Annotated in this window: 25 protein-coding genes; 4 read left to right on the top strand and 21 right to left on the bottom strand. The window is 29.3% G+C overall.

What is annotated here, in order from left to right; all coding sequences use genetic code 11:
- Positions 1 to 68 precede the first annotated feature (68 nt).
- A complete protein-coding gene (locus tag ARA56_RS01920; RefSeq protein WP_055263387.1) occupies positions 69 to 533 on the top strand; it encodes a GNAT family N-acetyltransferase in 465 nt (154 codons plus the stop codon).
- Positions 534 to 560: 27 nt separating this feature from the next.
- Here ARA56_RS01920 and ARA56_RS01915 read toward each other — a convergent pair whose 3' ends face one another.
- The 10 genes from ARA56_RS01915 to ARA56_RS01870 form a co-directional block, all read right to left on the bottom strand.
- Positions 561 to 1,529 (bottom strand): YybS family protein, encoded by a 969-nt coding sequence (locus tag ARA56_RS01915; RefSeq protein WP_055263385.1) that lies wholly within the window; start codon positions 1,527 to 1,529, stop codon positions 561 to 563.
- Positions 1,530 to 1,683: 154 nt separating this feature from the next.
- A complete protein-coding gene (locus ARA56_RS01910) occupies positions 1,684 to 3,462 on the bottom strand; it encodes a M3 family oligoendopeptidase (RefSeq protein ID WP_055263383.1) in 1,779 nt (592 codons plus the stop codon).
- 156 nt (positions 3,463 to 3,618) lie between these two features.
- On the bottom strand, positions 3,619 to 4,329 hold the full coding sequence (locus tag ARA56_RS01905) for a DUF2238 domain-containing protein (protein ID WP_055263381.1): 711 nt from the start codon (positions 4,327 to 4,329) through the stop codon (positions 3,619 to 3,621).
- A 147-nt stretch (positions 4,330 to 4,476) separates the two neighbouring features.
- On the bottom strand, positions 4,477 to 5,058 hold the full coding sequence (rbr, locus tag ARA56_RS01900; RefSeq protein ID WP_055263379.1) for a rubrerythrin: 582 nt from the start codon (positions 5,056 to 5,058) through the stop codon (positions 4,477 to 4,479).
- A 93-nt stretch (positions 5,059 to 5,151) separates the two neighbouring features.
- The gene (locus ARA56_RS01895; protein ID WP_055263377.1) at positions 5,152 to 6,030 is read right to left on the bottom strand and encodes a DMT family transporter; all 879 of its coding nucleotides are present in this window, start codon (positions 6,028 to 6,030) and stop codon (positions 5,152 to 5,154) included.
- A 139-nt stretch (positions 6,031 to 6,169) separates the two neighbouring features.
- Complete coding sequence (locus ARA56_RS01890) at positions 6,170 to 6,661, bottom strand: GNAT family N-acetyltransferase (RefSeq protein WP_055263375.1); 492 nt, start codon at positions 6,659 to 6,661, stop codon at positions 6,170 to 6,172.
- 41 nt (positions 6,662 to 6,702) lie between these two features.
- The gene (locus tag ARA56_RS01885) at positions 6,703 to 8,460 is read right to left on the bottom strand and encodes a helicase-related protein (protein WP_055263373.1); all 1,758 of its coding nucleotides are present in this window, start codon (positions 8,458 to 8,460) and stop codon (positions 6,703 to 6,705) included.
- 84 nt (positions 8,461 to 8,544) lie between these two features.
- Positions 8,545 to 8,790: a DUF1292 domain-containing protein gene (locus tag ARA56_RS01880; protein ID WP_242855836.1), complete on the bottom strand. Its 246-nt coding sequence runs from the start codon at positions 8,788 to 8,790 to the stop codon at positions 8,545 to 8,547.
- A 108-nt stretch (positions 8,791 to 8,898) separates the two neighbouring features.
- On the bottom strand, positions 8,899 to 9,816 hold the full coding sequence (locus ARA56_RS01875) for a ComEC/Rec2 family competence protein (RefSeq protein ID WP_242855834.1): 918 nt from the start codon (positions 9,814 to 9,816) through the stop codon (positions 8,899 to 8,901).
- A gap of 123 nt (positions 9,817 to 9,939) precedes the next feature.
- The gene (locus tag ARA56_RS01870; protein WP_055263371.1) at positions 9,940 to 11,220 is read right to left on the bottom strand and encodes a dicarboxylate/amino acid:cation symporter; all 1,281 of its coding nucleotides are present in this window, start codon (positions 11,218 to 11,220) and stop codon (positions 9,940 to 9,942) included.
- Positions 11,221 to 11,592: 372 nt separating this feature from the next.
- Between ARA56_RS01870 and ARA56_RS01865 the strand changes: the two genes are divergently transcribed.
- Positions 11,593 to 13,350: a sensor domain-containing diguanylate cyclase/phosphohydrolase gene (locus tag ARA56_RS01865; protein ID WP_055263370.1), complete on the top strand. Its 1,758-nt coding sequence runs from the start codon at positions 11,593 to 11,595 to the stop codon at positions 13,348 to 13,350.
- Positions 13,351 to 13,383: 33 nt separating this feature from the next.
- Positions 13,384 to 14,169, top strand: coding sequence for a biotin--[acetyl-CoA-carboxylase] ligase (locus tag ARA56_RS01860; RefSeq protein ID WP_055263368.1), 786 nt, complete (start codon positions 13,384 to 13,386; stop codon positions 14,167 to 14,169).
- On the opposite strand, the gene ARA56_RS01855 is transcribed toward ARA56_RS01860, so the two are convergent.
- Genes ARA56_RS01855 through ARA56_RS01805 form a run of 11 tightly spaced genes read right to left on the bottom strand, consistent with a single transcriptional unit; the run spans position 14,166 to position 23,242 of the window.
- Positions 14,166 to 14,960 carry an acetyl-CoA carboxylase carboxyltransferase subunit alpha gene (locus tag ARA56_RS01855; RefSeq protein WP_055263366.1) on the bottom strand — a complete coding sequence of 265 codons (795 nt, stop codon included), beginning with the start codon at positions 14,958 to 14,960 and terminating at the stop codon, positions 14,166 to 14,168. The genes ARA56_RS01860 and ARA56_RS01855 overlap by 4 nt on opposite strands.
- A gap of 2 nt (positions 14,961 to 14,962) precedes the next feature.
- Positions 14,963 to 15,820 carry an acetyl-CoA carboxylase, carboxyltransferase subunit beta gene (gene accD / locus ARA56_RS01850; RefSeq protein ID WP_055263364.1) on the bottom strand — a complete coding sequence of 286 codons (858 nt, stop codon included), beginning with the start codon at positions 15,818 to 15,820 and terminating at the stop codon, positions 14,963 to 14,965.
- A gap of 13 nt (positions 15,821 to 15,833) precedes the next feature.
- On the bottom strand, positions 15,834 to 17,177 hold the full coding sequence (locus tag ARA56_RS01845; protein WP_055263362.1) for an acetyl-CoA carboxylase biotin carboxylase subunit: 1,344 nt from the start codon (positions 17,175 to 17,177) through the stop codon (positions 15,834 to 15,836).
- Positions 17,178 to 17,193: 16 nt separating this feature from the next.
- On the bottom strand, positions 17,194 to 17,610 hold the full coding sequence (gene fabZ / locus ARA56_RS01840; RefSeq protein ID WP_055263360.1) for a 3-hydroxyacyl-ACP dehydratase FabZ: 417 nt from the start codon (positions 17,608 to 17,610) through the stop codon (positions 17,194 to 17,196).
- Between the two features lie 16 nt (positions 17,611 to 17,626).
- Positions 17,627 to 18,094: an acetyl-CoA carboxylase biotin carboxyl carrier protein gene (gene accB / locus ARA56_RS01835; protein ID WP_242855832.1), complete on the bottom strand. Its 468-nt coding sequence runs from the start codon at positions 18,092 to 18,094 to the stop codon at positions 17,627 to 17,629.
- Entirely contained in the window at positions 18,094 to 19,338 is a 1,245-nt protein-coding gene (gene fabF, locus ARA56_RS01830; protein ID WP_055263356.1) for a beta-ketoacyl-ACP synthase II, read from the bottom strand. Before fabF ends, accB begins: the two co-directional genes overlap by 1 nt.
- A 13-nt stretch (positions 19,339 to 19,351) precedes the next feature.
- Positions 19,352 to 20,095: a 3-oxoacyl-[acyl-carrier-protein] reductase gene (fabG, locus tag ARA56_RS01825; RefSeq protein WP_055263354.1), complete on the bottom strand. Its 744-nt coding sequence runs from the start codon at positions 20,093 to 20,095 to the stop codon at positions 19,352 to 19,354.
- The gene (gene fabD / locus ARA56_RS01820) at positions 20,088 to 21,041 is read right to left on the bottom strand and encodes an ACP S-malonyltransferase (protein WP_055263352.1); all 954 of its coding nucleotides are present in this window, start codon (positions 21,039 to 21,041) and stop codon (positions 20,088 to 20,090) included. The genes fabG and fabD overlap by 8 nt, the downstream gene beginning before the upstream one ends.
- A 14-nt stretch (positions 21,042 to 21,055) precedes the next feature.
- Positions 21,056 to 21,982, bottom strand: coding sequence for an enoyl-[acyl-carrier-protein] reductase FabK (fabK, locus tag ARA56_RS01815; RefSeq protein WP_055263350.1), 927 nt, complete (start codon positions 21,980 to 21,982; stop codon positions 21,056 to 21,058).
- Positions 21,983 to 22,000: 18 nt separating this feature from the next.
- Entirely contained in the window at positions 22,001 to 22,225 is a 225-nt protein-coding gene (gene acpP / locus ARA56_RS01810) for an acyl carrier protein (protein ID WP_055263348.1), read from the bottom strand.
- 42 nt (positions 22,226 to 22,267) lie between these two features.
- On the bottom strand, positions 22,268 to 23,242 hold the full coding sequence (locus ARA56_RS01805; RefSeq protein WP_055263346.1) for a beta-ketoacyl-ACP synthase III: 975 nt from the start codon (positions 23,240 to 23,242) through the stop codon (positions 22,268 to 22,270).
- A gap of 192 nt (positions 23,243 to 23,434) precedes the next feature.
- Here ARA56_RS01805 and ARA56_RS01800 point away from each other — a divergent pair, with 192 nt between their 5' ends.
- The gene (locus tag ARA56_RS01800) at positions 23,435 to 24,502 is read left to right on the top strand and encodes an NAD(P)H-dependent flavin oxidoreductase (protein ID WP_055263344.1); all 1,068 of its coding nucleotides are present in this window, start codon (positions 23,435 to 23,437) and stop codon (positions 24,500 to 24,502) included.
- Positions 24,503 to 24,593: the final 91 nt, after the last annotated feature.

Below are 24,593 nucleotides of genomic sequence, written 5' to 3'. Positions count from 1 at the left end.
GTTATATAATTATAATAAAATCAAGTAAAAAGGGGGTAAAAGTAAAAGATTAATTTTTACTAAAAGCTATGATTAAATTTAGACTTGCGAGAAAAGGTGATGAAAAAGAAGTTTTAACACTTATAGATATTGTTTTATCTGAATATGGCCTTAATTTAGAACCTTCTGGTGCTGATTTTGACGTTACAGATATAACAAAATTTTATTTTAATAATAAAGGATGGTTTCAAGTTATTGAAGATGATAATAAAATCATTGGTTCAGTTGGAGTCTACAAGATAAATGACTCAACTTGTGAGCTTAGAAAGATGTATCTTTATAAAGAATATCAAGGCAAAAGCTTAGGAAAAACTTTGCTAAAAAATGCATTGCAATCTGCTCAAAATTTAGGTTATACTACAATGACACTTCAAACAAATTCACTTTTAACAAAAGCTTTACCACTATACGAATCTTTTGGATTTAAAAAAAATAATGATGAAGTTTGTTCAATATGCGATATTTCAATGCAAAAAGATATAAGGCTTACATAAATAAGCCTTATTATTTTAACTTTATCACTATTTTTGCCCTTCTAATTCTAAATACTGATTAACTATATTTATTTCTTTATCTCTTATTTTCAATAAAAAATTAACTGTAACACTTCCTATGATTAACAATATGGTAGTTATGTAGATATTAACAATCAATAGATATAATATTGCAAATGATACCACTTGAGCAACAGTTGCTGATTTGCTTCTAATATAAATATATTTTCTTATAAATCCAATGGAATCTTTAATAATAAAATACATAAATACGACTCTTACAGACATAATTACAGTTTTTATATATGTTGAATTAATTGTAAAATTCGTATTATTAATTATTTCTACTATTAGTAAATATGTCACTGAAATGAAATACGTTCTTTTAGAACAACATAAATAGCTTCCAATTTTTTTAAAGTTTTTTAATATATTATATTTCTCTTTACTAGCTTTATTTAAAATATTTAATTTATGTCCTATAAATAATGCTCCAACATAAGACACTAAAGCTGTTCCTACAGGTATAGTTGCAACAAATATATAAAAAGCCATTTTTGTTATTTCTTCATTTAAAGGAAACATTACAGCTACTGAATCAAAATCTTTAAGTAGACTATATCCTGTTAATGTTGATAAATATACATCTACAAGTATTACTACAAAACATCCTCCAATTGATGACCACAATATATCGTCTAATATTGCTCCTTTTTTAGATACAAAAAATCCACATATTAAACCTAGTATAATCCCTTGGCTCATCCATATCGCTGATGGAACATCCCCTATAGCTAGTGCTACAATAATTAAAGAAGTTAAAGAAGATAGTACTGTATATTTAAACCCTATTTTTAAATATAAAATTGAAATAAAAATAGGTACTATTATATCTAAATATATTGAGTACATAAGTCCAGTAGAAATTGCTACTATACTAACTACAACAAAAAGAGCAGATAGCATAGCTGCTTCGGTTAATTTTTTTGTTTTCAAATCTTTCACCTTCATTTGTTTTTAATTATATAACTTTTAGTATAATACTTATTTAATTAAAAGTTAATAGCTAATATAAATAAAGTGCTAAATGTCTCTTCTCATTTTCGAAATGAAAGAGCAGCTAATAGCAACTCCTTCATTAATAAGAATATTATAACTCTTTGCTTAGTTCTATAAACTTTTCAATATCTTCTTCTATTGTCTTTAAAGAACTTCTCCAGAAATCTTTATCATGAATATCTATTCCCATAACCTTTGTTACATCAGCAATCTTATTTTTCCCTGTTATTGAAAGTAAATTTTCGTAATCTTTAGGGAATGAATCTCCCCTCTTAATATATTCTGCATATAGCCCTTTAGCAAATAATAATCCAAATGCATAAGGGAAGTTATAGAAATTGCTATCTACATAATAATAATGAGGCTTCCAAGTCCACATATATGGATGTAAATATTCTGGATCTAATCCATCTCCATAAGCTTCTTTTTGTGCTTTAATCATAAGCTCTTTTATCTCATCTACAGAAAGCGCACTTTCTTTTCTCTTTTCAAAAAGCCAAGATTCAAATAAAAATCTTGAATATATATCTACTATAACTTGTGTTGAATCACTTATTTCACTTTCTAATATTGATAGAGCCTCTTCTTTATCAGCTTCCTTTATCGCTGCTTTTTTAATAATAGTTTCACAGAAAGTTGATGCTGTTTCTGCAATTGGCATTGGATAGTGAGAGTTTAAAGCACTTTCATTTTTTAAACACTCTCCATGGAATCCATGTCCTAATTCATGAGCCATAGTTACAACATCACTAAACGTATTTCCATAGTTTAATAAGAATCTACTTTCTCCTATAAAGTGAAGGTTTGAACAAAATGCTCCTCCCACCTTACCTTCTCTAGGATATACATCTATCCAGCTATTATCAACTGCTTTCTTTGCAAAATTTGCAAGGTTATCGCTAAATGTTCTAAAGTTCTTTTCTACAAACTTAGCTCCTTCTTCATATGAAAATTCCATATCTTTCTCTATTATTGGAGCATACATTTCATAAAATGGTAATCCATTATTATATCCTAATATTTCAGCTTTTCTTCTTAAATATTTTCTAAAGGTAGGCATCGCTTCTCTCATAGCTGAAAGCATTGCATCTAAAGATTCTTTATCCATTCTTGAATTTACAAGTGTTTGCTCTAATGGAGACTCATATCCCCTAAACTTACATATAGTTAATACTTCCCCTTTTATTGCATTTAATGCTGCTGCTACACCTTCTTCAATCTTTTTATATGACTCAATTTCAGCTAAATATGCCTTCTTTCTTACATCTTTATTATTGTCATAAGCCATATTTAAAACTACTGTAAGAGGTAACTCCTTCATTTGTCCATCCTCTTCAATATTCACTTTATGATTTGAAATTAAATTGTTTTTTAACTTTAACCATGCAGTTGATCCTGTATTTTGCATATTAGCAATTATACTCTCTTCTTTATCAGATAAAAGATATTTAGATTTTTCAACAATACTTGTTAAAATAAATTTATGTTCTTTCAATTTTTCTGAAGATTCAATAGCTTCATCTAGATTTTTTAATGTACTTATCCATTTATTTAATTTTGTTTCTGCTTCAACTATATTAGTTAATTTATCGTCTAAAATATCTGAATATTTTAATGCCACACCATTTGTTGTATCTGCACTAATAGTTAAATGAATAAATGCACCTAGTCTATTTGTTATATTTTCTAAATTAGTATAAAAATCAATATACTCTTCAAGTTTTTCTACTTCATTTTCATTATTTTTTACTGTTTCATTTGTCCAATCATTAAAGTTTGTAATTAAATTATCTACCTTTTCTAAATCTCTTTTAAACTCATCAGAATCAAATGATTTATATATTTCTTCTAAACTCCATTTTAATTCCATATTTTTCTCCCCAATCTTTTTAAATTTCATAAGCAGCATTCTATTTCTACTTATTAGGTATATTATATCATTTAAACTATAAAAATCCATATTTTGAAATAATTATGATAAATTATCTATCAAAAAAGAGGATGTCCAAAAACATCCTCCTAAAATTTATCTTTTTTTCTTTAATTGTAGCTTTTCTATCCAACCTTTTTCATAAATAAGTGATATATAACCTATTATTGACATAATTAATGCACCTAAGCAGTCAACTATTAAATCTTTCATAGTATCAACTAAAGCTGCTCTTCCAAGTAAATCTACTCCACCTTCTAGTGCAAATTTTTGCATATTTAATCCTAAAAGACCATCAAAAGTAAACTCATATATTTCCCAAAACACTCCAAGAGTTACTGCAAAGCAGAATGAAAATATAACAACAAATAATGGACTTAAATTAATAGGTACTGTTTCTGTTTTATTTAATAAAGTTACAAAAGAAAATCCTAATGCACCTAGCATAGCTCCACTAAAAGTATGCAGTATAGTATCCCAATGTGGTACATTATAATAAAAACTCTTTACTTCTCCTAAATATATTGCACAATATAAGAATATTGTATAAAGAATTAGCATATTTGAAGGTATTTCTATTTTAAATTTACGTTCAAATACCCCTGGTAAAAACATTGCAACAACACCTAAAATACATTGAGATAAAATAAGTACATAATCATTTTTTGTTCTTGCAAATGGATCACTTGGGTTCATTACTGATGGAGCTGCAATCATAGCCCATACTAAAAATATAATTGTTAAAATAAGCGAAATAAGTACGAAATAATTAAATATCTTCTGATAATTTATTTTTTTACCTTTCAAATTTTTCCTCTCCTTATTGTTTATTATGTATAAAACACCTGATTCAATATAATATAACAATTTTCATCAAAAGTAAAATATGAAATTTTAGTTAATTAAAAAAAAGTAACATATAAGAACCTCTTACATGTCACTTTTAAAATTTTTTTAATAATTTTCTATAAATACCTCAAAGTAACCTTGTGGATGCAAACATGCCGGACATGCCTTAGGTGCCTCATTTCCTTCATAAATATACCCACAATTATTACATTTCCATAATACTGATTCTTCTTTCTTAAATACAGAATCATTTTCTATATTTTCCAATAATTTTCTGTATCTTTTTTCATGTCTAAATTCAACTTCTGAGATTCTTTCATAAGCAATTGCTATATCTAAAAATCCTTCTTCTCTTGCAACTCTAGCAAACTCCGGATAATCAGCACTCCACTCCTCATGTTCTCCATTAGCAGCTGCTTTTAAATTTTTCACTGTTTCTCCATGTAGTGCTACTGGATATGATGCTGTTATTTCTATAGCTTCATCTGCAAATTCATCCTTTAAGAATTTATAAAATCTCTTCGCATGTTCTTTTTCCTGTTCTGCGGTCTCCATAAATATATTCGCTATTTGAACATATCCTTCTTTTTTAGCTGTACTAGCATAGTAAGTATATCTAGTTCTAGCTTGACATTCTCCCGCAAATGACTTTAATAAATTTTCTGCTGTTTTTGTTCCTTTTAACATTGTTAAAACCACTTCCTTTTATACCATTTTATAGTTATATTTTACCATTTATAGTTATATTTTAAAATACTATCTATTTATAAACACTAGGTATTACTTATTTTTTTCTAGTTTATCTAGCTTCTTATTATATAAAAACATATAAAATGATGCTCCAAATATAATTAAATACCCTATTACACTTAAATAATCTGGTAATACTCCAAAAATAACTAAACTTATTATTGCAGAGAATATTATATTAGAATAATCAAAAATAGATATTTCTTTTGAAGGTGCATATTTATATGCTAATGTTACCCCAAATTGTCCAATACTTGCAAAAATCCCCGCTAATATTAAATATACTAATTGAATCATGGTCATAGACTTATAAACTACAATCATAAATGGGAAAATTACAATAGTTGAGAATAATGAAAAATAAAATACTACCGTATAATGTTTTTCTTTCCCTCCTAAAACTCTTAGGCAAGTGTACGCTGCCGCAGCACAAATAGCTCCAACTACTCCTAATAATGATGGAATTATATCTAAATTAAAAGTAGGTTTTATTATAAATAGCGCACCTAAAAATGCAATAATTATTGCAATACTCTGTTTTATATTTATTTTTTCTTTTAAAAATAATGCTGAAAAAATTATTACAAAAAATGGGCTTAATTTATTCAACATATTAGCATCTGATAAAACTAACTTATCTATTGCATAAAAATTCAATACTATTCCTATAGTTCCAAATATCGATCTTAATATTAAAATCTTTTGGCTATCCTTTTTTCCAAAAAAACTCTCCTTATTCTTTATAATAAATATTGCTGCAATTATGCATGAAACAAGATTTCTAAAGAAAGTCTTTTGAAATGATGGTAAGTCCCCTGCTAGCTTTACAAATGCAGACATCATAGCAAATCCAAAAGCAGATGCTATTATAAATATTATACCTTTCGTCCTATTACTTAGTTCACTCATACTGTTACTCCTTTAATATTTAATTTTCTACATTATATATAATAACTAAAATAACTTATAAATCAAACTTTTAACTATAAAATATCTATAAATAAAAATAAAGTGGAAACCCACTTTATTTTTATTACTATTTCAGACTTTAAAGCTTTCTTATATAATCCTCTGTTAATCTAAATGTTGTCCATTCATCCATAGAAATTGCTCCTAATCCCTTATAGAATTTCTTTGAAGGTTCATTCCAATTTAAACAGACCCATTCCATTCTTTTACACCCCTCTTCTCTTGCAAGCTTGCCTAATATCTTAAATATTTCTTTTCCTAATCCCATACCTCTATATTCTGATCTTATAAATACATCTTCTAAATAAAGACCTGATGTGCCTGTAAAAGTAGAGAAATTATAAAAATAAACTACATATCCTATAGGATTCTCATCTTTCTCAACTATTAAAACTTCTGCTCTTCTTTTTTCAAAAACGTATTTTTTAAGTGACTCTTCTGTTGCGTCTACAGCATGAGATAATTTTTCATACTCAGCTATTTCTTTAATAAATCCTAGAATTAATGATAAATCATTTTCACTTGTTTCTCTTAATGTAAACCCCTCAATATTTGTATTATATCTTCTCATGTTATCCCCCTATGTGTAATATAAATATCTTCAAATGATATCTAAATTCTAATTAAAATATCATTTATATCATTACTAACTTTTAATCTTTCACTGTATACCCATTCTACATCAAATTCTAATGAAAATATTTTTGAGAATGAGTAGTACATACTTATTTCTTGATAATAGATTTCTAAAGCTTCTAAGTTGCCTTTATAACATTCTGGTTTAAATAATTTCTTTTCTTTATTTATAAATAACTCATCAACATATTTTAAAAAGGTCTCCATAAGACTTTCATTTTTAACATCAAAAGGAACTTTTAACAAATCCCATTGAATATCTTCCTTTAAGTTATATCTTTTAATAGCTTCTAATACAATTAGATAATCATTTATATCCATCTTTCGATAATAATTAAGTTTTTCTTCTCTAGTACTCCACAATGCTAACTTCTCTTTTAATGGTAGATTCTTTATATTTAGAATAGCCTCTGAAGGACCAACTACAGCTTTCTCTATTGGTTTATCTATACTCTCTATCTTTTCCTTTATGAAATCAGCTGTATCTCCTACTGAAGCTACATATCCAACATCATATATTCCTTTTCTTCCCGCTCTTCCTGCTACCTGTTTTACTTCTTGAGATGTAAGCTCTCGTATTTCCTCTCCATCAAATTTTCTTATAGACATAAATACGATTCTTCTTATAGGTAAATTTACTCCCATTCCTATTGCATCTGTTGTAACAAGAACTTTAGTATCTTTATTTATAAACTGATTATATTGCATTCTTCTAACCTCAGGTGGTAAATCACCATATATTATACTAGCTTTAATACCTAGATTAGAATATTCTGATGCAATTTCTAAAACTCGCTTTTTAGAGAATACTACTATTGCATCTCCCTCCTGCGCATCTCTAATATTGAAATTCTTATATTCTACTTCTAAAGGAACATTTCTTGTATACTCCTTTATTTCATAATCATCTTTACAATCCTTTAATATCTTTTCAAGTAACTCCTTAGTATTAAGTGCTCCACAAACATGAATTTCTTTACATCTTAAACCTAATAAAGCTCTAGTCCATGCTGCCCCTCTTTGAGAATCACCAATCATTTGAATCTCATCTATTACTGCAATATCATATTCTTCTCTTAAATTAAGTTTTTCAATTGTACATGATAAATGAGTTGCACCTTCTTTAATTATTTCTTCCTCTCCTGTAGCTAAGTTACAAACAACCCCTTCACTGTTAAGCTTTTCAAAGTTTTCTAAAGCTAATATTCTTAAAGGTGAAAGATATATTCCCTTTCTAGCTGTTTTTAATCTCTCTATAGCATTAAATGTCTTACCTGTATTTGTATCACCTAAATGAATAAAGAATTTTCTTTCTATATTTCTAGCATTTATATATTCATTTTTAGGATTATCAGGAAAATTCTTTTCAAACTCTTCTGCTATTATATTCGGAATATGATGTTTTGTAAGTACAGTAATAAATCCAGAGTTTATTAATAAATTATAATTTCCCCTTACAACTTGATAATAGTCAAAATCTGTTCCATTTTTTTTATTATATGATTCAAGTATTCTCTTAGCTGTCTCTTCAAGAAGTTCCTCATACCTCTCTAAAACAACATCATATTCTTTAAACCCTTCAGTTTCCATTTCCAATAGTGTCTTTATTTTTTTCCTTATTGCTGCTTCATGTTCAAAAAGAGCCCCTGCCTTAGAGTGATGAACTATTTCTTCTATTTGAGTAATTTGACTTTTTAATTTTTTAAATTCTCTTTGTGCTGCATTTTTTTTCATATACTCCCTCCATAAGGATTTTATTAATATATTTATATTGTACAACAAATAAGGGCCGTTTCAAAACAGCCCTTAAGATTTTTATTAAAACTTTACACTTGATACTTGTCTTACCATATCCAACTCCTTTTCAGACTCTACTTGGACTAATGTTTCGTTCCAATTTTTATCAAACTTAATCTTAAATACTTCAACATCAGCCTTGTTACTTACTGGTGCCATTGTTACATACTCAGTTTTATTAATCAGTTTTTGCTCTAAAATTTGATAGTCAATTTTATTTCCGTTTTCATCATGAAAAGTCATTATCTTTTGTTCCAAAATTATCACTCCTTCATCAATAATATTAGTATTGTTCAAAACCTATAAAAATTATAGCTTTAAATTTTATTTATTTTCAAAAAAATTAGAGCTACCTTCTTTGATAGCTCTAACCTTTTATTCTAAAACTTTTATATTTTCCCCATCACTTTCTAGAATGATAGTTCCTTCAAAATCAGTTCTAAGTAAATTAATATTATTCTTTTCTAATAGCTCTAGTATTTCCTTATGAGGATGTCCATAATCATTTCCTTCTCCAACTGGAATAACTGCAATATCTGGTGAAACTTCTTTTATAAAGTCTTCTGATGAAGAAGTAGTACTACCATGATGGCCTACCTTTAATACATCAGCATCAATATTTTCTCCATTAGCAATAACTTGCTTTTCTACAAGTTTCTCTGCATCTCCAGTAAATAAGAATGAATTCTCTCCAAAAGTAATCTTCATAATAGGAGAATAATCATTTAACTCATTATATTTATCATCTACTGGTGAAAAAATTTCTACTTTAGTACCATCTCCTAAATCTATCTTAGATCCATCTCCAGCTTTAATAGTAGTTATTTTTAATCCTTCATTTGTAACAGCATTTATCATTTTTTCAAAAGTCTTAGTAGTATGCTCAACCTTTGGAGAATAAAAGTTTTTAACCTCAAATGCATCAAAAATTTCATCAATTCCACCTATATGATCTTCATGAGGATGAGTTGCAATAACGTGGTCTATAGTTGTTACTCCTATTCCTTTAATATATTCTACTAAGCTGTCTGCCGACTTATTTGGTCCTGCATCTATTAATAAATTTTTACCATTAACTTGTACTAAAGTTGCATCGCCTTGTCCAACATCGATATAGTGAACCTTCATAGTACCAATAGCGCCTGTAGTTGTATTTTTTAGTTCTCCACCAAATGCTATAGTTACTAAAGCAATAATCGCAAAAATCACTGTTGTAATTAATTGAGCCTTTTTGTTTCCTTTGTGCTTCTTCATAGCCTTATCATAGCTATTTTTCAATTTCTTATCATTCATTTAAATCTTTATCCTTCCTATAGTATACGTAAAATAATTTTACATTGTAAATATAAAACTGTCTAGTATAGTTAAAAATCAACTAAATAAAGGAGATGTAAAAAACACCTCCTTCATTTATAACTATGCAGTTACTTCATCAATCATTATATCATCATCCGAATAATATTTTTCTTCATCAAACTCATTTTCACTTTTACTTACGATAAGTGTACATATACAATCCCCAAATACATTTATTGTAGTTCTACACATATCTAGTATTCTATCTACACCCATAATAAGCCCTATACCTTCTACAGGTAATCCAACAGTTCTTAAAACCATAGATAACATTACTAGCCCAACTCCTGGCACTGCAGCAGTTCCAATAGATGCAAGTGTTGCAGTAACTATTACAGCCATTATTTGTCCTATTCCTAATTCAATTCCATATATTTGAGCTATAAAGACAGTTGCAGCTCCTTGCATTATAGCTGTTCCATCCATATTTATTGTTGCTCCTAAAGGTATTGTAAAAGATGATACCTTATTACTTACTCCAGAATCATCCATTGCCTTTTTTGTAACAGGTAATGCAGCCCCACTTGATGCCGTTGAAAAAGTTACAGCTGCAACTTTAGCGAATCTTTTAACAAATGGTACAATGTTTAATCCTGTAAATGCTTTTAATAATCCAGAATATACAACTACAGCATGAACAGCTAACGCTAATAAAACAACTATCATATATTTAACTAATGATCCAAAAGCTTCAAATCCTGTTGTTGCAAAAGTATTTGCTATTAGTCCAAATACTCCAAAAGGTGCAATAGCCATTACTATATTAACCATTTTTAAGCAAACCTCATTTAAACTTAGCATAAAGGTTTTTACAGGTTTAGCCTTTTCACCTAATATACTTATAGTAGCCCCAAATAAAATTGAGAACGAAATTATTTGAAGCATGTCCCCATCTACCATAGCTTTAATTGGGTTTGTTGGAATTATGCTTATTATTAAATCAGCTATGCTTTGACTTTCTCCTATTGTAGGTTCTTGAAGAACTAAACTTGACATATCTAATCCTACTCCTGGATTAATTAAAAATCCTAGTCCTATAGCAATAGATATAGCAACCGCTGTTGTAAATAAATAAAATACTACTGTTTTGCCCCCAATTCTTCCTAAGCTCTTTATATTTGCAAGTGATGCAACTCCACAAGTTATAGATGCAAACACTAATGGAACTACAAGCATCTTAATAGCACTAATAAATCCTGTTCCTAAAACTTTTAAGATTCCATTTAAAAATACTGTATCTTTTATAAATCCACTTGGTAAAGCTCTAATTGCTAATCCTAAAAGTAATCCTAGCCCCATTCCTATAAATATTTTTGCAGTTAATCCTATTTTATTTTTCATAAAACTCCCCCTTTTATTTTGCTTATATCTATATATTACCACATAAATGCATAATTTCAAAATTTTTATTCATTTTTCTAAAAATTAAATTCTATTTTTTTATTTTATTCATTTTCATATTATATATTAATCTGCATTTATTCTTCCTTTTAAAGCTATATCTAAAATTTACTTTTTGTTTTTATAATATTATAAATATCATATTATGAAATTTATTTTTTTATAACTTTCATTTTAAAAAAATAACTTTTTTCTGTTAAATAACCCTGTTTTTGTATATTTTTCTAGGTTTAGACTGTTTTATTAAAGATACTTCTCTTTTTTATGATATAATATTACCTATAAATACATAGATAAAGGAACTTTTTAATTATGAATATTTTTAAATCTTTTTTAGAATTTCTTCCTTATCCAGTTTGGATAGAAGACATAAATACTAAAATAATATTCTTAAATAAATCTTATGAAAATTTATATAATACAAAATATAGTGATATCATAGGTAAGACAAATAAAGAAGTTTTTCCCAAAGTAACTGCAACATTATATGATAACCAAATAAAAAGATGTATATCAGAAAAGAAGAGTATAACTTTTAATGTTAATATAGATAATATTTTTGTTGAGTGCATAATCTTTCCTTTATTAAATTCACATAATGAAATACATTCAATAGCCGGTATTATATTACCTATAAACGATAAATTAAAAAGAGAAAAAGAGTTAAAAAAACAAAAAGATATATTAAAAACTATAATAGACTCTTTACCAGAAGCTATATTCTACAAAGATAAAGATTGTAAATTTATCGGCTACAATAAAAACTTTAGTGACTTTTATGAAAAGCTTGGAGTTTATGATTTAATAGGCAAATCTGATTTGGAAATATATCCAAATAAAGAAATTGCAAAAAAATTTCTTGAGCAAGATAAAGAAATTATGAAGACAAAGAAAGCAAAGTCTTCTCAATACTCTATATCTTATAAAAATGGTGATGTTAAATTTGAAGAAAACCTTAAAGTTCCTGTCATTAATGAAGATGGTGATGTTTTGGGAATTGTAGGCCTTTCTAGAGATATTACAGATAGAAAAAAATTAGAGAACAAACTAAGATATTTAAGCTATACTGATTATCTTACTGGTTTGTATAATCGTTCTAGCTTCGAAGAAAAACTAAACAAATATAATCAAGAAAAATATCTTCCTCTCGGAATAATAATGGGTGATGTCAATGGTTTAAAAATAGTTAATGATACATTAGGCCATCTAGAAGGTGATAAACTTCTTATAAGCATCGCTAATGTATTAACAGATGTTTGTTCAACAAAAGGTTCTGTCTTCCGTTGGGGTGGAGATGAATTTATGATTCTTTTACCAAATAGCAATGAACAATTATGCGAAAATATAATGAGAGAAATTTTACACAAATGCGAAGATAGTGATTATAAATTTATTCAATTAAGTATAGCACTAGGCGAATCTGTCAAAAGCTCCACATCTCAAAATATATACGATTGTATAAAAGAAGTAGAAGAAAAAGTATATAGAAGAAAATTGTTAGATAAAAAAAGTATACGAAGCTCTGTAACAGATTCTTTAATAAAAAGTCTTCAAGAAAAAAATACTGAAACTGAAGAACATACCGAAAGAGTAACTACATACGCTTATTCCTTAGGACTTGTACTCAACCTTAAAGCTTCAGAATTAGATGAACTCTTTTTAGTTGCTAAGTTCCATGATATAGGAAAAATAGGTATACGTGAAGATATACTTTTAAAACATGGAAAATTAACATACGATGAATTCATGATAATGAAAACCCATTCCGAAAAAGGCTATAGAATACTTCAAGCTATGGGAGAACTCGAAAATGTAGCTAAATGTGTTTTATGCCATCATGAAAAATGGGATGGTACTGGCTACCCTCTAGGACTTAAAGAGCAAGAGATACCTCTTATATCACGAATAATTTCTATTGCAGATGCTTATGATGTTATGAGAAGTGAGCGTACATACAAGAAACCAATGAGCAAAGAAGATGCTATTTTAGAGTTAAAAAATTGTTCTGGTTCTCAATTTGACCCTTTTTTAGTTGATACTTTTATAAATTATGTTTTAAATAATATTTGATTTATCTATAATCAAAAGATAAGGAGATTAATTATGGACAATATTTTAACTACTGAATTGAATAATTTCAAATTATTATATCCAAACATTGAATTTTATTTTTTCGAAGAAATTGACTCTACAAATAATTTTTGTAAAAGTTTAGCTAATAAAGGCTTCGATAAACCAACTTTAGTATTAAGTGATAAACAAATATGTGGTAGAGGAACAAAAGGTAGAAACTGGCTTTCACCTAAAAATAAAGGACTATGGTTTTCTCTCTTATTAAAACCAGACTTTTCTACTAAATTTCTAAGTATTATCCCTATTTTAACAGCTACTGCTATATATGAGACTCTGTTAGAATTTGATATTAAAGCTACTATTAAGTGGCCAAACGATATTTTTATTAAAGATAAAAAATTAGGTGGTATTTTAACTGAGAGCAATATTTCCAACGAAAAAATAGACTATTTAATAATTGGTATCGGTATTAATATAAATTTAGATATAACCGATTTTGACTTAGAACTTCAAAACAAGGCTACATCACTTAAAATTGCTTATGGAAATGATTTTAATAGGTTTAAGATTCTTAATACTTTCATAAAAAAATTCAGCAATATATATTCAGATATTACTGAAGATAAGATAATTTCTATATTAAAAATTTATAAAGCTAACTCCTGTATTTTAAATAAAGAAGTCAGCTTACATTATAATAATACATATGAAATTGTAACTCCTATCGATATTGCCAATGATGGAAGCCTATTAGTAAAAGACTCTAATAATATAATAAAACAAATTTACTCTGGTGAAGTTTCTCTTAGATTTTAAGAGAAACTTCTAAATCTTTTATATCGCTCGTCTAAAAGAGCATTTATTGTTTTACTCTTCAAAACTTCTAATTCTTTTATTAGCTCTACCTTTATATTTTTAGCAACACTTTCTATATCATTATGAGCTCCACCTTTAGGCTCTTTAATGACTTTTTCAATTATATTTCTCTCTAAAAGCTCATAAGATGTAATCCCCATATTTTCTGCTACTTCTTTTGATTTTGTTGCATCTTTTAATAATATAGATGCAAAACCTTCTGGTGATAAAATTGAATACACAGAGTTTTCTAACATCCAAACTCTGTCTCCAACAGCTAATGCAAGTGCTCCGCCACTTCCACCTTCACCAATTATAATTGATATTATAGGGACCTTAATTTTAGAAATCTCCATTAAATTTCTAGCTATAGCTTCTCCTTGCCCTCTCTTTTCTGCTTCAACACCACAATAAGCTCCTGCTGTATTTATAAAACAAATTATAGGTCTATTAAACTTTTCAGCTTGCTTCATAAATCTTAATGCTTTTCTGTATCCTTCTGGGTGGGGAGAACCAAAATTTCGTTCTATATTTTCTTTTAAATCTCTTCCCTTTTGCATCCCTATTACAGTGACTGGTTCATTTTCTAAAAAAGCAATACCGGCTACCATAGCCTTATCATCTTTATAAGCTCTATCTCCATGAAGTTCTATAAAATCTTTAAATATTATATCTATATATTGAAGTGTAGTAGGCCTTTCAATCATTCTCGCTGTTTCAACTCTACTCCAAGCTTTAATGTTTTTGCTCATAGTTACGCCTCCTTGTATCCATGAAGCTTTAAAAGTTTATATAAAGTTCTTTTCATATCTTCTCTCTTAACTATTTTATCAACAAATCCATTTTCTAATAGAAACTCTGCACTTTGGAAGTCATCAGGTAACTTTTCTTTTAATGTTCCTTCAATAACCCTTCTTCCAGCAAATCCAACCAATGCTTTTGGTTCGGCTAAAATTATATCACCTAACATGGCAAAACTTGCGGTAACACCTCCTGTTGTAGGATCTGTTAATACTGTAATATATAAAAGCCCTTCATCATTATGCTTTGCAATAGCACTACTTACCTTGGCCATCTGCATAAGCGAGAAAATACCTTCCTGCATTCTAGCACCACCAGATGTAGTAAAAATTATTATAGGTAATTTCTCTTTTGTAGCCTTTTCAATTGCTAATGTTATTTTTTCTCCCACAGCAATCCCCATACTCCCCATAAGAAAGTTTGAATCCATTACAGCTATTATATTTTTTATTCCATTTATTTTACAGTCACCTGTAATTACTGCTTCAATTAGTCCACTTTTCTCTCTATTACTTTTTAACTTTTTCTCGTATCCATCAAAATTCATAGGATTTCTTGATGAAATACTAGAGTTAAATCCATTGAAAGACCCTTTATCACATATTTGATCTATTCTCTCATAAGCTCCCAATCTAAAATATCCGCCACAGTGATTACAGATTTTATAGTTTTCTTCTAATACTTTTTTGTATAATATTTTTCCACAATTTCCGCATTTAACCCATGTACCATCTGGAACTATCGGTAAATCTAAAGCTTCTTCTTTAGTTAAATTTACTACTCCGTACTGTCTTTTCTTAAAAATACCCATAATAATCACCATACTATAAATTATATTCTGTACTTATAAATGAAGTATCAAAAATACCTAATTTAAATCTTTCATTGTTTAATATGTCTATCTGAAAATCTATATTGCATTCTACTCCTTGTATTACAAACTCATCTAAAGCTCGAATCATTTTATTTATAGCCTCTTCTCTATTATTTCCATGAACTATCACTTTGGCTATCATTGAATCATACACCGGTGGTATTGTATATCCTGGATACACCGCTGTATCTACCCTAATACCATTCCCCCCTGGCACATTTAAAAACTCAATTTTCCCAGGAGAAGGTGCAAAATTCTTATTAGGATTTTCTGCATTTATTCTACATTCTATAGAGTGACCTTTAACATTTATATCTTCCTGATTTATTGACAGTTTCTCACCATTAGCTATTCTCAATTGTTCTTTAACTATATCTACTGAAGTAACCATTTCTGTTACTGGATGCTCTACCTGTATCCTTGTATTCATTTCCATAAAATAAAAGTTCTTATGTTTATCTACTAAAAACTCAATTGTTCCAGCATTTGTATACCCTACTGCTTTAGCAGCATCTACTGCAGCTCTTCCCATCTTTTCTCTTAACTCATCAGAAAGTATAGATGATGGTGCTTCTTCTAATAATTTTTGATTTCTTCTTTGAACAGAGCAATCACGTTCACCTAGATGAACTACATTCCCAAAACTATCTGCAAGTATTTGAAATTCAATATGTCTAGGATTCTCTATAAACTTTTCCATATATACTGAATCATCACCAAAATTAATTTGTGCTTCAGATTTAGCAGTAAAAAATGAATTTTCAAGTTCATCTTCTTTATGAACTATTCTAATCCCTTTACCTCCACCACCAGCTGAAGCTTTTATCATAACTGGATAGCCAATTCTCTTAGCTTCTATTTTGGCTTCCTTAAAAGATTTTACCAATCCATCACTTCCTGGAACAATTGGTACTCCAGCCTTACTCATAATTTCCCTTGCTTTTGATTTATTCCCCATAAGATTTATAACTTCACTACTTGGTCCTATAAACTTTATATTACATTCTTCACATATAGCTGCAAATTCTGCTTTTTCAGATAAAAAACCAAATCCAGGATGAATCGCATTGCATTTAGTTATAACTGCAGCACTTATTATATTGCTTTCATTTAAATAGGAGTCTTTTGACTTAGGAGTACCAACACAAATAGACTCATCAGCTAATTGAGTATGCATAGCTTCCTTATCTGCTTCAGAATATATTGCAACAGTCTTTATTCCCATTTCCTTACAAGCTCTTATTACTCTTACAGCAATTTCACCTCTATTAGCTATTAATACCTTTCTTATCATAAAACACCTCTTTATCTTAACCTATCATAAATGTTAATTCAGCTTCACAAGCCTTTTTACCATCTACATATGCTATTCCTTTACCAATACCTGCTACTCCTCTAATTTTAGTTAATTCAACCTCTAGAGTTAAAATATCACCAGGCACAACTTTTTTTCTAAATTTAGCATTATTTATACCACCAAAATAAGCTATTTTTCCTTTAAACTCTTCTCTTTTTAAAAGAGCAACAGCACCTGCTTGCGCTAAAGCCTCTACTATCAATACTCCAGGCATAACCGGTTCTACTGGAAAATGTCCTTGAAAGAAATATTCATTCATAGTAACATTTTTTATTGCAACTATTTTATTTCCTTCTAAACTTTCAACCTTATCTATTAAAAGAAAAGGATATCGATGCGGAATTATCTCCATAATTTCTTTTATATCCATAACTAATCTCCTTAGACTATTTAATTTTAAATATATTCATACCAAACTCTACTATATCTTCATCTTTTCTTAATACTTCAACTATCTCACCATCAAAATCTGAAGTGATTTCATTCATAATCTTCATAGCTTCAACTATACAAAGTACATCTCCCTTTTTTACTTTAGATCCAACCTCAACATAAGGCTTACCACCTGGTGTTGAAGATGAATAAAATGTACCAACTAAAGGTGACTTAACTTCTTTTAACTCTATATCGATAATATTATTACTTTCTTCTTCCACTACTAATTCTTTTTTAGGTATAGATTTTGAATTAGTATTTCCAACATTAACTTCTTCTTTGTTATTTATTTCTTTAAAACTTACTTCATCATTTTTACTCAATTTTAATTTAAAACCATCATTTTCTAGTTCAAATACTCTTATACTAGATGAATCTATTTCATGTATTAGTTCTTTTATTTTGTTATAATCTAGCACTATAAATTCTCCCTCCATTTTTTAAATATAAGGGTTCCATTATGTCCTCCAAATCCTAATGAGTTTGACATTGCATAATCATACTCTTTTCTTATACCTTCATTAACAACTAAATTTAAGTCACATTCTTCATCTTCATTTTTATAATTTATAGTTGCTGGAATAAAGTCCTCCTCTAATGATTTAATTGATATTATAGCTTCTATAGCTCCAGCTGCTCCTAAAAGATGACCTGTCATTGACTTAGTAGAACTTACGTATATATTTTTATAATCTTCTCCAGTTGCTTTTTTAACTGCTAACGTCTCAACCTTATCATTAATCTCTGTAGATGTACCATGAGCATTTATATAACCAATATGCCTTGAAGAAATATCTGCATCTTTCATCGCTTGAATCATAGCTCTTGCTGCTCCATCTCCATCACTACTTGGTGATGTAATATGATATGCATCACATGTAGTACCGTATCCTACTACTTCAGCATAAATTTTAGCACCTCTTTTTAATGCACTATCTAAATCTTCTAAAATTAATGCCCCTGCACCTTCCCCCATAACAAATCCATTTCTATCCTTATCAAAAGGTATAGATGCTCTATCCTTATCCTCACTTCTGCTCAAAGCAGTAAGTGACTGGAACCCTGCAATTCCGAAAGGTGTAATTGAAGCTTCAGAACCACCAGCAATAATGACATCTAAATAACCATCCTTAATACTTCTATAAGCTTCACCTATAGCATGTGTAGAGGTTGCACATGCAGAATTTAAACTTAAACAACTACCTAAAATCCCATGCTCTATAGCTATTGTTCCAGCTGCAATATTAGCAATTCCCATTGGTATAGTAAGTGGTGATACTCTACTTGGCCCTCTATCTTTTAGTGTATTGATTTGATTTTCTATAGTACCTATTCCACCTATACCACTGCCAAATACAACTCCAACTCTTTCTTTATCTATATTACCTAACTCAAGCTTACTATCTTTTATAGCTTCATTAGATGATATAACAGCAAATTGAGTGTACTTATCCATCCTTTTTGCATCTTTTTTTCCTATATAATCTTCTACATTAAAATTTTTAACTTCTGCTGCTAGCTTAACTTTAAAATCTTCTGTATTAAAATAAGTAATCTGTTCTATACCATTTTTATTCTTTTTTACATTGTTCCAAAATTCACTTACTGAATTTCCTATTGGCGTTATTGCTCCCATTCCTGTAACTACTACTCTTCTTTTCATAAGAAACTCCCTTCTAGTTCATAACCATTCCACCATCAACACTAATTACTTGCCCAGTAATGTAGTTAGATAAATCAGAAGCTAAAAACAATACTAAATTTGCTACTTCTTTTGGTTCTCCTATTTTTTTCATAGGAATACTTTGGATTATGCTCTCTTTAACTTTCTCTGGTAAACCCTTTGTCATATCAGTTTTTATATAGCCCGGCGCAACTACATTTACGTTAACATTTCTTGTTGCTAACTCTCTTGCAATAGACTTTGAAAACCCTATTACTCCAGCTTTCGATGCTGCATAATTACATTGACCTACATTCCCCGATATACCAACTACTGAGGAGATATTTATTATCTTTCCATATCTTTGCTTCATCATAATTCCAGAAGCAGCCTTTGTAGCATTAAAAACCCCTTTTAAGTTGACATCTATTACTGAATCAAAATCCTCTTCTTTCATTCTGAGAATTAAACCATCCTTAGTTATTCCTGCATTATTAACTAAAATATCTATGCTCCCAAGGCTTTCCTTTGCTTCTTTAATGAATTCATCAACTTCTCCTCCGTTGCTTACATCGCACTTTCTAGTAAACACTTTAACACCTAGTTCTTTTAACTCATTAATCAAGCTACTTAAATCTTCATTTTCTTTTCTATAATTTATAGCTATATTGGCTCCATTTTTCGCCAAAGTTATAGCTATTTCCCTTCCTATACCTCTTGTGGCTCCAGTAATAACTGCATTTTTATTATTAAGCATTCAAATCACCTACTCCCTCTAATGTTTTATTTAAAGACTTAAGATCTTCAACATTAAATATATTTACTTTAGCTTTATTAGCTCGAGCTATTTCTTTAATGAAACTACTTAATGTTCTTCCTGGCCCTATCTCTATAAATGTATCAATTCCCATATCAATCATTTTTTCTATTGTCTCTCTCCATCTAACAGACGACTTAACTTGCTTCCCAAGAATATCCTTTATATCATCATCTTTTTTTATTTCTTCCGCTGTAACATTATTTATTACAGGTATTTTTATATTACTAAAACTTATGTTACTAAGTTCTTCTTTCAATTTAATAGCTGCCGGCTCTAATAATACAGTATGGAAAGGTCCAGATACTTTAAGACTTATAGCTCTTTTTGCTCCATATTCTAAGCAAAGATTAGCTGCAAAATTCACTGCTTCCAACTCTCCACCTATTACAATTTGGTTTGCTGTATTATAATTAGCAATTTGAACTATACCTTTATCCTTAGACATCTCTATAGCTTCTTCTATTTTTTCTATAGATAATCCCATAATTGCAGTCATTGCACCAATACCTAAAGGAACAGCTTCCTGCATATACTTTCCTCTCTTTTTTACTAATGCTACTGCATCTTTAAAAGATACGGCCCCTGAGGCAACAAGCGCTGAATATTCTCCCAAGCTTAATCCAGCAACTACCTCAGCTTCAATGCCTTTATTTTTTAGTACTTCTAAAGCCGCAATAGACATAGTAAGTATTGCAGGCTGAGTATTTTCAGTAATATTTAACTCTTCAGCATCACCATTAAAAGTTAAGTTCTTTAAATCAAAATCTAATACTTCATTAGCATCATCAAAAATTCTTTTTGCTTCTTGGAAATTTTCATATAACTCTTTTCCCATTCCTACATACTGTGAACCTTGCCCTGAAAATACAAATGCTACTCTCATATGTCCTCCTTATTTTATAAGGCTTTTCTTAACTCCTCATATTCATTAAATATCTCTTCAATTATCTCTTTAACACTTTGCTTTTTAGAAACCATTCCACTTATTTGACCTGCCATTAATGAACTATTGTCAACATCTCCATCTTTTACAGCTCTTCTAAGCGCTCCTCTTCCTAACTCTTCTAGCTTCTCTGCTGATACATTGCTAGCCTCTAACTTTAGAAACTCTCTAGCTAATCTATTTTTTATTACTTGAACAGGATGGCCTGTAACTCTTCCAGTAACTACTGTATCTATATCCTTAGCTTTTATAACAGCATTTTTATAATTTTCATGAATTGTACATTCATCTGAAACTAAAAATCTAGTTCCCATTTGAATTCCTCTTGCTCCAAGAGCAAAAGCTGCTGTAATCCCTCTTCCATCACAGATTCCTCCTGCTGCTATTACAGGAATATTAACTGCATCCACAACTTGTGGAACTAATACCATGGTTGTTAACTTTCCAACATGACCACCTGATTCGCATCCTTCTGCTATAACAGCGTCAGCTCCAGCTCTCTCCATCCTTTTAGCTAATGCAACTGATGGAACTACAGGTATAACCTTGATTCCAGCTTCTTTCCACATACTCATATATTTACCTGGATTTCCCGCTCCAGTAGTTATAACCTTAACACCTTCTTCTACTGCAATCTTAGCTAATTCTTCTGCGTTATCAGAAAGTAACATTATATTTAAACCAAAAGGTTTATCTGTTAACTTTTTAGTTTTTCTTATTTCTTCCCTAATATAATCTACAGGAGCTGTTGCTCCTGCGATTATACCTAACCCTCCAGCATTTGAAACTGCTGAGGCTAATGAACTATCTGATACCCAAGCCATTCCCCCTTGGAAGATTGGATATTTTATATCTAACATTTTACAGATATCATTTTTCATAAAATCTACTCCAATCTATTATTTTGTTACAGATTCCACAAACTTTACTGCATCTCCAACAGTTTTTATATTTTCAACATCTTCCACTTTTACATTAAACTCATCTTCTAACTCCATAATAACTTGGAATAAATCTAATGAGTCTGCATTTAAATCTTCTATAAATCTTGTTTCTAAAGTTATGTTTTCCTCTTCTATTCCTAATTGATCTGCTACTATTCCTCTAATTTTTTCAAATATCATAATAAATTCCTCCAAATTCAATTTTAATTTTTTATTTTATATTTAAAATTCTATTAATGTTCCTGCCCAAGTTAATCCGCCACCAAAGGCAGCTAAAATTATCTTATCACCTTTTTTTATAAGTTCCTTTTTCACCATCTCATCTAATGCTATTGGTATACTAGCTGAAGATGTGTTTCCATATCTCTCTAGATTTATATAAAATCTATCACTAGTTATTCCTAATCGCCTTGAAGCTTCATCAATAATTCTTGAATTTGCTTGATGTGGTATTATATATTTTATATTCTCTATCTTTTCTCCTGATTTCTCTAAAAGATTATTTACTATGATTGGTATTATTGATACTGCGAATCTAAATACCTCTCTACCTTCCATATCTATATATCTTTTTTCTTCATCACACTCTTTTACAAATGGATTATTTAAAGAAAGACTTGTGCTAGTCAAAGCTTTTACTCCTCTTTCTCCATCGGAACCAAAATAAGTACCGATAATTCCACATTCATCACTAATTTCTAAAATTGCAGCTCCTGCACCATCTCCAAATAAAACACAAGTATTTCTATCTTTCCAATCTACAATTCTTGATAAAACTTCCGCTCCAATCACTAATGCTCTAGTTTTTTCATTAATTTTTAGTAAACTATTAGCTACTATAAGACCATATACAAACCCCGAGCATGCTGCGGATATATCAAAAGCTGTTGCATTTGCACATCCTAATCTTTCTTGTACACTACAAGCTGTAGATGGCATTATTCTATCTGGCGAAGTAGTGGCTACTATAATTAAATCAATATCTTCTGAAGTATACCCACTATTTTTCAGAGCTTCTTCACTAGCCTTAACAGCAATATCTACTGTACCTTCACCACTAGATATTCTTCTTTCTTTAATACCAGTTCTTTTTATTATCCACTCATTAGAAGTGTCTACTAAGGATGATATATATTCATTACTAACTACATTACTTGGGCAATAATGTCCTATTCCTACTATCTTAACTCCTTTCATATCAGTCCTCTTCTCTCATTTTATTTAATTCAATATCAAATATTTTGAATATCAAATTATTTGTATAATAATACTTTTCCCCAATATTGTCAACATTTATATTTTTTATAAAAACCTTGTGTTTTTTTACTCATACTACTATAATAGCATTATTATTTTGATTATCAAACTATTTATTTAAAGGAGTTTATTATGAAAATTAAACCATTAATAATCGGAGATTTAATAACAAAATTACCCATTATACAAGGAGGTATGGGCGTAGGTGTATCATTGTCAAACTTAGCTGGGAATGTTGCAAAACATGGCGCTATAGGCGTGATATCTGCCGCTCATGCCGGATATATGGAGGACGATTTCGAAGAAAACACAACTGAAGCTAATATACGAGGATTAAAAAAACATATAAGAAGAGCTAAAGAAATTTCATTTAATGGAATAATAGGTGTAAATATAATGGTTGCAACTAATTATTATAAAGAACATATCAAAGCCGCTATAGAAGGTGGTGCTGATTTAATAATATCTGGTGCTGGTCTACCATTAAAGCTACCAGAGTTTATAGGTGAAAGTTTAATTAAAATAGTTCCTATAGTTTCATCAGCTAAAGCTACTAATGTTATATTGAAGTACTGGTATAAACATTATAATAAAACTGCTGACGCTATAATAGTTGAAGGTCCACTAGCTGGTGGCCATCTAGGTTTTAAAAAAGATAACCTGGAAGATGAAATAAAAAATTTTGATAAATCCATCAAAGAAGTTATACAAGAGATATCTAATTTCGAAAAAATATTCAACAAAAAAATTCCTGTTATAGTTGCCGGTGGAATCTTTGATTCTGATGATTTTAAAAAATACTTATCTTTAGGTGCTAGTGGTGCTCAAGTAGCTACAAGATTCGTTGCTACTCATGAATGTGATGCTCATATCAACTTTAAAAATGCATACATAAATAGTACCAAAAATGACATTGAATTAGTAAAGAGCCCTGTTGGTATGCCAGGTAGAGCTTTAAGAAATAAATTTACTGAAACTTTAAAAAAAGAAAATATACCCGTAAAAAAATGTTATAATTGTTTAATTCCTTGTAATCCTGCCACTACCCCTTACTGCATCTCAGAAGCATTAATCACAGCAGTAAAAGGAGATACAGATAACGGATTAATTTTTTGCGGCTCAAACGCACATAGAATTAACGCAATTACTTCAGTAAGTGATGTATTATCAGACCTTACTAAAGATCTTGAAATATCATAATTTATTTTTTACTCCTATTAAAATTAATTATTTATTAACTTTTTATTTACGATAATAAATTGTCCCATTAATATTTTTATACTATAATATA

Origin of the sequence: Clostridium disporicum (assembly GCF_001405015.1) — a bacterium.
GTDB classification, from domain to species: Bacteria; Bacillota; Clostridia; order Clostridiales; family Clostridiaceae; genus Clostridium; species Clostridium disporicum_B.
The sequence above is the reverse complement of the archived record's forward strand: the minus strand, read 5'-3'. Positions and strand labels throughout refer to the sequence as shown.

Bases quoted from the DNA above. Each gene is read 5' to 3' on its own strand.
- ARA56_RS01920 (WP_055263387.1), top strand. From the start codon at position 69: ATGATTAAATTTAGACTTGCGAGAAAAGGTGATGAAAAAGAAGTTTTA.
- ARA56_RS01910 (WP_055263383.1), bottom strand. From the start codon at position 3,462: ATGGAATTAAAATGGAGTTTAGAAGAAATATATAAATCATTTGATTCT.
- rbr (WP_055263379.1), bottom strand. From the start codon at position 5,058: ATGTTAAAAGGAACAAAAACAGCAGAAAATTTATTAAAGTCATTTGCG.
- ARA56_RS01895 (WP_055263377.1), bottom strand. From the start codon at position 6,030: ATGAGTGAACTAAGTAATAGGACGAAAGGTATAATATTTATAATAGCA.
- ARA56_RS01890 (WP_055263375.1), bottom strand. From the start codon at position 6,661: ATGAGAAGATATAATACAAATATTGAGGGGTTTACATTAAGAGAAACA.
- ARA56_RS01885 (WP_055263373.1), bottom strand. From the start codon at position 8,460: ATGAAAAAAAATGCAGCACAAAGAGAATTTAAAAAATTAAAAAGTCAA.
- ARA56_RS01875 (WP_242855834.1), bottom strand. From the start codon at position 9,816: ATGAATGATAAGAAATTGAAAAATAGCTATGATAAGGCTATGAAGAAG.
- ARA56_RS01870 (WP_055263371.1), bottom strand. From the start codon at position 11,220: ATGAAAAATAAAATAGGATTAACTGCAAAAATATTTATAGGAATGGGG.
- ARA56_RS01865 (WP_055263370.1), top strand. From the start codon at position 11,593: ATGAATATTTTTAAATCTTTTTTAGAATTTCTTCCTTATCCAGTTTGG.
- ARA56_RS01860 (WP_055263368.1), top strand. From the start codon at position 13,384: ATGGACAATATTTTAACTACTGAATTGAATAATTTCAAATTATTATAT.
- ARA56_RS01855 (WP_055263366.1), bottom strand. From the start codon at position 14,960: ATGAGCAAAAACATTAAAGCTTGGAGTAGAGTTGAAACAGCGAGAATG.
- accD (WP_055263364.1), bottom strand. From the start codon at position 15,820: ATGGGTATTTTTAAGAAAAGACAGTACGGAGTAGTAAATTTAACTAAA.
- ARA56_RS01845 (WP_055263362.1), bottom strand. From the start codon at position 17,177: ATGATAAGAAAGGTATTAATAGCTAATAGAGGTGAAATTGCTGTAAGA.
- fabZ (WP_055263360.1), bottom strand. From the start codon at position 17,610: ATGGATATAAAAGAAATTATGGAGATAATTCCGCATCGATATCCTTTT.
- fabF (WP_055263356.1), bottom strand. From the start codon at position 19,338: ATGAAAAGAAGAGTAGTAGTTACAGGAATGGGAGCAATAACGCCAATA.
- fabG (WP_055263354.1), bottom strand. From the start codon at position 20,095: ATGCTTAATAATAAAAATGCAGTTATTACTGGAGCCACAAGAGGTATA.
- fabD (WP_055263352.1), bottom strand. From the start codon at position 21,041: ATGAGAGTAGCATTTGTATTTTCAGGGCAAGGTTCACAGTATGTAGGA.
- fabK (WP_055263350.1), bottom strand. From the start codon at position 21,982: ATGAAAAATGATATCTGTAAAATGTTAGATATAAAATATCCAATCTTC.
- acpP (WP_055263348.1), bottom strand. From the start codon at position 22,225: ATGATATTTGAAAAAATTAGAGGAATAGTAGCAGATCAATTAGGAATA.
- ARA56_RS01805 (WP_055263346.1), bottom strand. From the start codon at position 23,242: ATGAAAGGAGTTAAGATAGTAGGAATAGGACATTATTGCCCAAGTAAT.
- ARA56_RS01800 (WP_055263344.1), top strand. From the start codon at position 23,435: ATGAAAATTAAACCATTAATAATCGGAGATTTAATAACAAAATTACCC.